Annotated in this window: 7 protein-coding genes, 1 tRNA gene and 1 pseudogene; 4 read left to right on the top strand and 5 right to left on the bottom strand. The window is 66.8% G+C overall.

Annotated features, from left to right (window positions below):
* Positions 1-394: 394 nt before the first annotated feature.
* On the top strand, positions 395-985 hold the full coding sequence (locus J2S75_RS22195) for a nucleotidyl transferase AbiEii/AbiGii toxin family protein (protein ID WP_307023407.1): 591 nt from the start codon (positions 395-397) through the stop codon (positions 983-985).
* A gap of 652 nt (positions 986-1,637) precedes the next feature.
* Positions 1,638-1,850: pseudogene (locus J2S75_RS22190) on the top strand (tyrosine-type recombinase/integrase); the annotation flags it as partial.
* Positions 1,851-1,915: 65 nt separating this feature from the next.
* Here J2S75_RS22190 and J2S75_RS22185 read toward each other — a convergent pair.
* Positions 1,916-1,992: transfer RNA gene (locus J2S75_RS22185), tRNA-Arg, on the bottom strand.
* Between the two features lie 172 nt (positions 1,993-2,164).
* On the opposite strand from J2S75_RS22185, the gene J2S75_RS22180 reads away from it, so the two are divergent.
* Together J2S75_RS22180 and J2S75_RS22175 are read left to right on the top strand one after the other, a co-directional pair.
* Positions 2,165-3,091 (top strand): thermonuclease family protein, encoded by a 927-nt coding sequence (locus J2S75_RS22180; protein WP_307023406.1) that lies wholly within the window; start codon positions 2,165-2,167, stop codon positions 3,089-3,091.
* 83 nt (positions 3,092-3,174) lie between these two features.
* Positions 3,175-4,596, top strand: a complete 1,422-nt coding sequence (locus J2S75_RS22175) for a M48 family metalloprotease (protein ID WP_370874202.1) — start codon at positions 3,175-3,177, stop codon at positions 4,594-4,596.
* A gap of 38 nt (positions 4,597-4,634) precedes the next feature.
* Here J2S75_RS22175 and J2S75_RS22170 read toward each other — a convergent pair whose 3' ends face one another.
* The 4 genes from J2S75_RS22170 to J2S75_RS22155 form a co-directional block, all read right to left on the bottom strand.
* A complete protein-coding gene (locus J2S75_RS22170; RefSeq protein ID WP_307023401.1) occupies positions 4,635-5,516 on the bottom strand; it encodes an RNA polymerase factor sigma-32 in 882 nt (293 codons plus the stop codon).
* 242 nt (positions 5,517-5,758) lie between these two features.
* Positions 5,759-6,361: a CarD family transcriptional regulator gene (locus J2S75_RS22165; RefSeq protein WP_307023399.1), complete on the bottom strand. Its 603-nt coding sequence runs from the start codon at positions 6,359-6,361 to the stop codon at positions 5,759-5,761.
* A gap of 388 nt (positions 6,362-6,749) precedes the next feature.
* The gene (gene fdxA, locus J2S75_RS22160; RefSeq protein ID WP_307023397.1) at positions 6,750-7,085 is read right to left on the bottom strand and encodes a ferredoxin FdxA; all 336 of its coding nucleotides are present in this window, start codon (positions 7,083-7,085) and stop codon (positions 6,750-6,752) included.
* A 256-nt stretch (positions 7,086-7,341) separates the two neighbouring features.
* Complete coding sequence (locus tag J2S75_RS22155) at positions 7,342-7,653, bottom strand: RNA-binding S4 domain-containing protein (RefSeq protein ID WP_307023395.1); 312 nt, start codon at positions 7,651-7,653, stop codon at positions 7,342-7,344.
* Positions 7,654-7,656 lie beyond the last annotated feature (3 nt).

Raw genomic sequence — 7,656 nt, 5'->3', positions numbered from 1 at the left:
TGCGCAGATCGGCGCCACCTATGCCGGCCAGCTCGCCGGCGACGCCTCGCAAAACGCCTTCACCGCCCAGTTCTCGCTGAAGTTCTGAGGCGGGGAAAGGTGAGAGGGGGCGGGACCGTGCCCAAGCGCCAGGGGACGATTCCACCGAAGCCAGAGCCTCCTGCGGCGAGCGCCCCCTGTGCCGGGCTCGGTGGGGAGGAAGCGACGATCCGCGTCGGTGATTTCCCGCAGCTACGCCTCATTGCCTGGAACATGGATCCCCACATGCGGCTCACCGCGAAAGGCCCTCTCGCTCTATGAACAAAATTGGCGGCATGTCGATCAGGGGAACATGCCGCCCATGAGCGCGAGCTTCTGGAGCGCCTGATCCTCACAGCCGGGAACGGCGTGCTGCATGTCTGAGGCCGGGGATCGCCAGCGGATCGCGGAGCTGCTCGGCGCCTTTGACGCGACTCTGCGTGAGAAAGCTGGGTGTTATCTCGGCGGCGGCGCGGCCCTCGTCCTCGCCTTGGGCGAGTACCGGCAACTGAACAACGTCAATTTCATGTGCGCCTCGGCCGAAGGCTATCGCCTGCTGCGCAACACCGTTCAGGATGCCCTTCTCGGCGCCTTGCTGACGCGCTCACTGCCGATTGTGCGAGAGGTGCGGACGTCGCCCTATGTCGTGAGCACCTTCCTCGACGTGCAGGGTGCCCCGATCAAGGTGGATTTCGGGTGGGAGATCCAGGTTGCCATCTCAGGCACCTTCGACGCTGCCCTCCGCATTCCCATGCTCTCGCGCGTGGACATGTACGCGGAAAAGCTGCTGGCCAATGCCGATCGAGGCTTGGACCGGTCGACCGGAAGCCGCGACATCATCGATCTGGCGATGGTGATCAGGAACGGGGGGCCGATACCTCGGATGTCGTGGCAGAAGGCGCGGCAGGCCTATGGCGATTACGCCGTCAGGGCCTTCGATGACGCGCGCGACCTGATCCGTGACTGACGGTACCGCCGAACGCGTTGAACTCCTCTTCACAGTCACTGTGAAACTCAAAGGGGGACGGCGACTGGCGCACCGAGCGAGCCGGCCAGCAATGCTATCCTAGCAAACAAGGAAACCATCTGGCTTGGTTGGCAACCATGGCAACCAAGGCGACCACGCTATCCAAGGTAAGCAAGGCAACCAAGGATACGTTTCAGGTAAAAGTCCGCACGTGAGAAACTCTCAAGTGCTAAAATCATGCAAAAAGCGCCTCGCTGCGTCGGACTGGCATAGAACGCCCAAAATCGCCGTTTGCTGTTGGCTGGCGAAAAAACGCGCACAATCCTCTCCGGACAACTGACACTGACCGAAAGAGTGAATTGTTGCTATAGCCCGCCGTCGATCCTTCAGCACACAGGCTAACATTTCCCGTCTCATCAAGGGGATCCTCGCTGGCGGGATGAGTCGCGAACAGATAGCGGCCATCAAGCTCACGGCCGAGGGCGTTCAGATCGTTTTCGGTGCGCAGAAGATGGACCCGGCGGGACCTGCTAATCCCTGGGACGAGGTGCTGAAATGAGGAAACCCCGAAGCCTGCCAAAATACGTCTCCGAATTCGCCGACCGGCACGGAAAGATGCGCGTGCGGTTTCGGCGGAAGGGGCAATGAGGCTGGTCTCAGGCACTGCACGGCACATGGACTAAGAAAGGCGGCGTCACGCCGGCTTGCTTATGCAGGGTGCTCCAATCCCGAATTCAAATCCATCACGGGCCATAAATCAGATAAGGAGGTCAATCTCTACATTGAGGATGCGGTAAAGGATCGCTTGGCGGAACAGGCGATGGCGAAGACCTATGGAATGAAAGAGCCAGCCGGGATTGTCTAACCGCTCCTTCCGGTTAGACAATTTCCGGGCTAAATATCTGAAAACAAAGGGGTTAATTATGGTGGTGGCCTCCCGGAAGGGAATCGAACCCCTGACCCCAGGTTTAGGAAACCTGTGCTCTATCCTGCTGAGCTACCGGGAGTGACCGCGCGTACATGACCCGAATCGGGTGCGGCGATCAAGGGGGCGGGGGATGAAGGGCTGTCCTGCCGCGCCACATCGGCCCGCGCCGGCGGGGTGGGCGAAGGCCGGGCTTTGCGCTAGGCTGCCGCAAAGGCACGGGGGCCACGGGCGGACGGCACGTGGAGAACGCCATGGCGACGCGCATCAGCCCAACGCTGTCCTGCCCGCCCGGCCGTGCCCGCGCTCGGGCGAGGCGCGCCCCATGGGTGCTTGCGGCCATCGGCCTGCTGCCGCCGGGGGCGGTTCTTGCCGCCTCCCCGCCGCCGCCTTCTCTCTCCGCGCCCTGCCTGCCGGTGCCGCTCGCGCGCGGCCTTGTCGCTGAGGTGAGGGCGACCGGCGATCTGGTTTTGCACGACGGTTCCGTCCTGCGGCCCGCCGGGCTGGCGGGCGGCGGCGCGGGCAAGGCCGTGAGTTGGCGGGCGGCGCTCGCCGGGCGGGTCGCGGGGCGCGAGATCGCCTTCGCCGCCGGGCCGGCGCGCGACCGTTACGGCCGGCGCACCGCGCTCATCGCCGATCCCGGCGCGGCGGCTGCGGCGGCAGAGGGGGCGACCCTGCAGCAGGCGCTGTTGCGCGAGGGCCTTGCGGTGCTGCGGCCGGAAGATGCGGTACTTGCCTGCCTGCCCGCCTGGCTGGCGGCGGAAGCCGAGGCAAGGCGCGACCGGCGCGGGCTGTGGCGCCAGCTGCCGCTCGCGGCCGCCAATATCGCGGCTTTGCGCGCGCAGCAGGGCCGGTTCACAATCGTGGCAGGTCCTATTCTTGACGTTGGAAAGACGGCCCGCGTGGATTACCTCAATTTTGGCCGGGTTTGGCGTCAGGATATGACGGGAAGGGTCGAGGCCGGAGGTCAGGCGTCGTTGGCGGCGCGTGGTCTGGCACCGGCCGATCTTGCCGGGCGGCTTGTGCGGCTGCGCGGCACGCTGTTCGAGGCCGGCGGGCCGGCGATCACGCTGCGGCGGGCGGAGCAGATCGAACTGGCCGGCGACGCGGCGCACGCCTCGCACGGCGACGGTATGGAAAACGGGGCGGAAGGCCGGGCACGGCCGACGGGGGACGAGTGACAGGAGCGAGGAGCACAAGCGGGACGCAGCGGGCGGCGCCTTTCCGGCGCGCGCAGGCGCTCGGCTTGTTGCCGCGCGCCCTGATGCTCGCGGCTGCGCTCCTCGTGGCCGGCTGCGCCGCCGTCGACGACAAGCAGGCCTCGGCCCCCTCGGCGATCAGCCGCGACGACGCGCTCACCCCGGCGCAGCGCAAGGAACATGAGCGCCTCGTCGCCTCCTATGGCGGGGCCTATAACGATCCCAAGCTGCAGAAGCAGATCGAGGTCGTGGTGGCGCGCCTCGTCGCCGCCTCCGAGCGGCCGGACCTGCATTACCGCGTGACCATCCTCAATTCCCCGGCGGTCAACGCCTTCGCCCTGCCCAATGGCTCGCTCTATGTGACGCGCGGCCTGCTCGCCCTGTCCTCCGACAATGCGGAGCTCGCCTCGGTGCTGGCGCATGAAATGGCGCATGTCATCGCCAATCACGCGGCGACGCGCGAGGACCAGATGAAGCAGGCGGTGCTGGTCAGCCGCGTCATTTCCGATGTGGTGAACGATTCCGATCTCGGCGCGCTGGCGCTGGCGCGCAGCCGGGTCTCGCTCGCCAGCTTCTCGCGCGGGCAGGAACTGGAGGCGGACGCGATCGGGGTCGGCATCAGCGCCCGCGCCGGCTTCGATCCCTATGGCGCCGAGCGCTTCCTCACCACCATGGGCCGGCAGGCGGGCATGCGCTCCATGTCCATGAACCAGAGTGCCGGCGCCGATTCGCCCGATTTCCTTGCCACGCACCCGGCGACGCCGGAGCGCATTTCCATCGTCATGGCCAATGCGCGCGAATATGCCTCGCCGGACAAGCCGGGCGAGCGCGACCGCAAGCAATATCTGACGGCGATCGACGGGCTGGTCTATGGCGACGATCCGAAGGAAGGCTTCGTCCGCGGCAGCCGCTTCTTTCATCCCAAGCTCGGCTTCACCTTCACCGCCCCGGCCGGCTTCACGCTGGAGAACACCTCGCAGGCCGTGCTGGGCGCCAGCGCTTCCGGGCGCGAGGCGCTGCGGCTGGACGCGGTGCGCGTCGCCGGCGACCAGTCGCTCTCGCAGTACCTGTCCTCGGGCTGGATCGAGGGGGTGGAGATCTCCACGGTGGAAAGCCTCGTGCTCAACGGCTTTCCCGCCGCCACGGCGGTGGCGCGCGGCGACCAGTGGTCGTTCCGCATGTTCGCCATCCGCTTCGGCAGCGATGTCTACCGGTTGATCTTCGCTGCGCGCGAATTGACGCCGGAGCTCGACCGCGCCTTCCGCGATGCGGCGGAAACCTTCCGCCGTGTGTCGATCGAGGAGGCGGAAAACGTCAAGCCGCTGCGCCTGCGCATCGTCACCGCCGGTCTGACCGACACGCCGGAGCGCATGGCGGCCAAGATGGACGTGCAGGACAAGGCGCTGGAGCGGTTCCTCATCCTCAACGGGCTCAATCGCGGCGACAAGCTCGGCTATGGCGAGCCCTATAAGATCATCGCGGAATAGGCTGAGGCCGGCTCACGCGCAGGCGACTCTGGCGCGCGTCAGGCGCTGAAGGCGCCGCGCGGCACGTCCGGCCCGTTGGTCAGCGCGACGCGCAGCTTCTCGATGGCGCGGCTCTCGATCTGCCGCACCCGCTCCTTGGAAATGCCGAGCCGGGCGCCGAGCACTTCCAGCGTCTCGCTCTCATCGGTCAGGCGGCGCGCCTTGATGATGCGGAATTCGCGCTCGTTGAGCCCGCGCAGCGCGCCGATCAGCCAGCGCCGCTGGCGCTCGCCGTCGATTTCCCGGCTCACCTGCTCGTCGGGCAGCGGATCGGTGGCCACCAGCTGGTCGAGCCGCTCCGCCCCGTCTTCCTCGCCGGCGGCGAGCGGCGCGTTGAGCGAGAGGTCGGGTATGTTCAGCCGGGCATCCATGCGCGCGACTTCGGTGGCGCTCACCCCGAGCTTTTCGGCGATGGAGCGGTGCAGTTCCTCGCGCGTCGGGGCGGCGGCGCCCTCATTGGCGCGCTCCAGCCGTGCCCGCACCCGGCGCAAATTGAAGAACAGCGCCTTCTGGCCGGAGGAGGTGCCGCCGCGCACGATCGACCAGTTGCGCAGCACATAGTCCTGGATCGCGGCGCGAATCCACCAGGTGGCATAGGTGGAGAAGCGCACCTCGCGCGTCGTCTCGAAGCGGGCGGCGGCTTCCATCAGCCCGATATGGCCTTCCTGCACGAGGTCGGACATGGGCAGGCCGTAATTGCGGAAGCGGCGGGCAATGGCGAGGGCGAGGCGCATATGGGCATGAATCAGCGCGTGCAGCGCCTTCTGGTCGCCCTCCTCGCTCCAGCGACGGGCGAGGTCGTATTCCTCGTCGCGTTCGAGCAGCGGCGTCGCCATTGCGGTGCGCGCCATCTGGGTGCTGCGGCTGGCCTGTTCGCTCATGCGCCTCTCCCCGAACCGGGCGGGCGGGGGACGGCATGCACCGGCGGTTGACCGCCGGGGGGCGCCGCACCAGGCCCGAACGGGGCATCAACGCGCCGGAGGGCGGGAAGTTCCCGCGCGGGCGGCGCGAGATAGGGCGCAGGCGAGCCTTGTCAATCAACGGGCCGTGTCAATGAAAAGGCCCGGCGCGGGCCGGGCCTTTCGGGTCTTGTCAGCGGCGGAGCGCCGGGGTGCTGCGCGCCTCAGGCGGCGGCTTCCTCGGTGTCGGCCTCGTCATCGGCCTCGGCGGCATCGGCTTCCGCCTCGCCCTTGCCGGTGCGGCGCGGGCCCTTGAGCAGGTTCTGCTCGATGAGCTTGATCGCCTCGGTCTCGGTCAGATTGTCGACGGCGGCGAGCTCGCGCGCCATGCGGTCGAGCGCGGCTTCATAAAGCTGGCGCTCGGAATAGGACTGCTCGGGCTGCGCCTCGGAACGGTAGAGGTCGCGCACCACTTCGGAGATGGCGACGAGGTCGCCGGAATTGATCTTGGCCTCATATTCCTGGGCGCGGCGGCTCCACATGGTGCGCTTGACCCGGGCGCGGCCCTTGAGGGTTTCCAGCGCCTTCTTCATCACCGTCGGTTCGGAGAGCTTGCGCATGCCGACCGAAGCGATCTTCGGCACGGGGACGCGCAGCGTCATCTTGTCCTTCTCGAAATGGATGACGAACAGCTCAAGCTTGAAGCCCGCAACTTCCTGGTCCTCGATCGCCATAATACGCCCGACGCCATGGGACGGATAGACGATGTGCTCGCCCGTCTTGAAACCCTGGCGGATGTTGCTGGACGGCTTCTTGGTCGACGTCATTCTGTGCCTGCTCCTGGGTCTCGGTTCATCCGGCGCCGCGTCGCCCTCGGCGCGCTGCCGCCTGCGGCCCAGCCGCAGGGAAAAGAAACACCCCGGCGCCCCGCGGATGCGGGAGCCGTACTTCAGCCGTCGACGGAAAATTCAGGGATGCCCTTCCTGCGGCGTACGCCGCACGAGGAGCGAAGACCCGACATCGGTTCCGGGAGGGGCGCTCCGGGAAGGGAGCGTTGCGCCATGGCAAACCCAATCGACTGCACGAAGGGCTATATAGCACAAATCTGGGGAGAATCAAAATACTGCCGCATTGCAGCGCATACCACCGCGCCGCCGCCGGCGGAAGCGGCAGCGGAGAAAGGCGCGGTCAGCAGGCTGCCCTTGCGGCCGCCGCTCAGTCCTGCTTACCCGGTTCGGGCGAGAGATACTGTAGCTTGTCGGGCACACCGTCCCACTCCTTGGCGTCGGGGAGCGGGTCCTTGCGGTCGGTGATGTTCGGCCAGACCTTGGCGTAGTCGGCGTTGAGCGTCAGCCATTTGTCGAGGCCGGGCTCGGTATCCGGCTTGATCGCCTCGGCCGGGCATTCCGGCTCGCACACGCCGCAATCGATGCACTCGTCCGGGTGGATGACGAGGAAGTTCTCGCCCTCATAGAAGCAGTCCACCGGGCAGACGGAGACGCAGTCGGTGTATTTGCACTTGATGCAATTATCCGTGACTACGTAGGTCATTGATCCAGTCTCCGTGCGGGGCATGTGAATTAGAGGCCCCAGACCACCCCGCAACGGCTCCCCTAGCGCACCTGCCGGGGCCGCGCAACATCATCCGGCGCTTGGCCCTATGGGCGCGGCGCATGGCAGACCTGCCGCGCCGGCTAGAGCCTGATCCGATCCGCTTGAATCAAGCGGATCGGTGAATCAGTCTCTTGGTTATCAGTAGAGAACGTTTTTCCGATCTGATTGCGATGCAATCAGGTCGGAACGTGCTCTAGAAGCCCTGTCCGTCCGGCGGCAGCGAGGGGGCTGGCTCCGGCGTCACCTCCACATAGGTGGCGAGGGCGGTGAGCGCATCCCCCCTGCGGGCGATGAATCCGGTCACGCGCCACAGCCGGACCCGGGAATCGAGCGAAAGGGTGAGCACATCCCCGACGCGGACCGGGTGGCTGGGGGCGGTGACGCGCGCGCCATTCAGCCGCACCCGCCCCGCCTTCACCAGATCGGCGGCGCTGGTGCGGGTCCGCACGCAGCGGGCGTGGAACAGCCAGACATCGACCCGCTGGCGGACAGGCTCCGCCTCCATGCC

Source organism: Ancylobacter polymorphus (genome assembly GCF_030813495.1).
Classification (GTDB): domain Bacteria; phylum Pseudomonadota; class Alphaproteobacteria; order Rhizobiales; family Xanthobacteraceae; genus Ancylobacter; species Ancylobacter polymorphus.
This window is presented reverse-complemented; position numbering and strand designations above follow the sequence as displayed.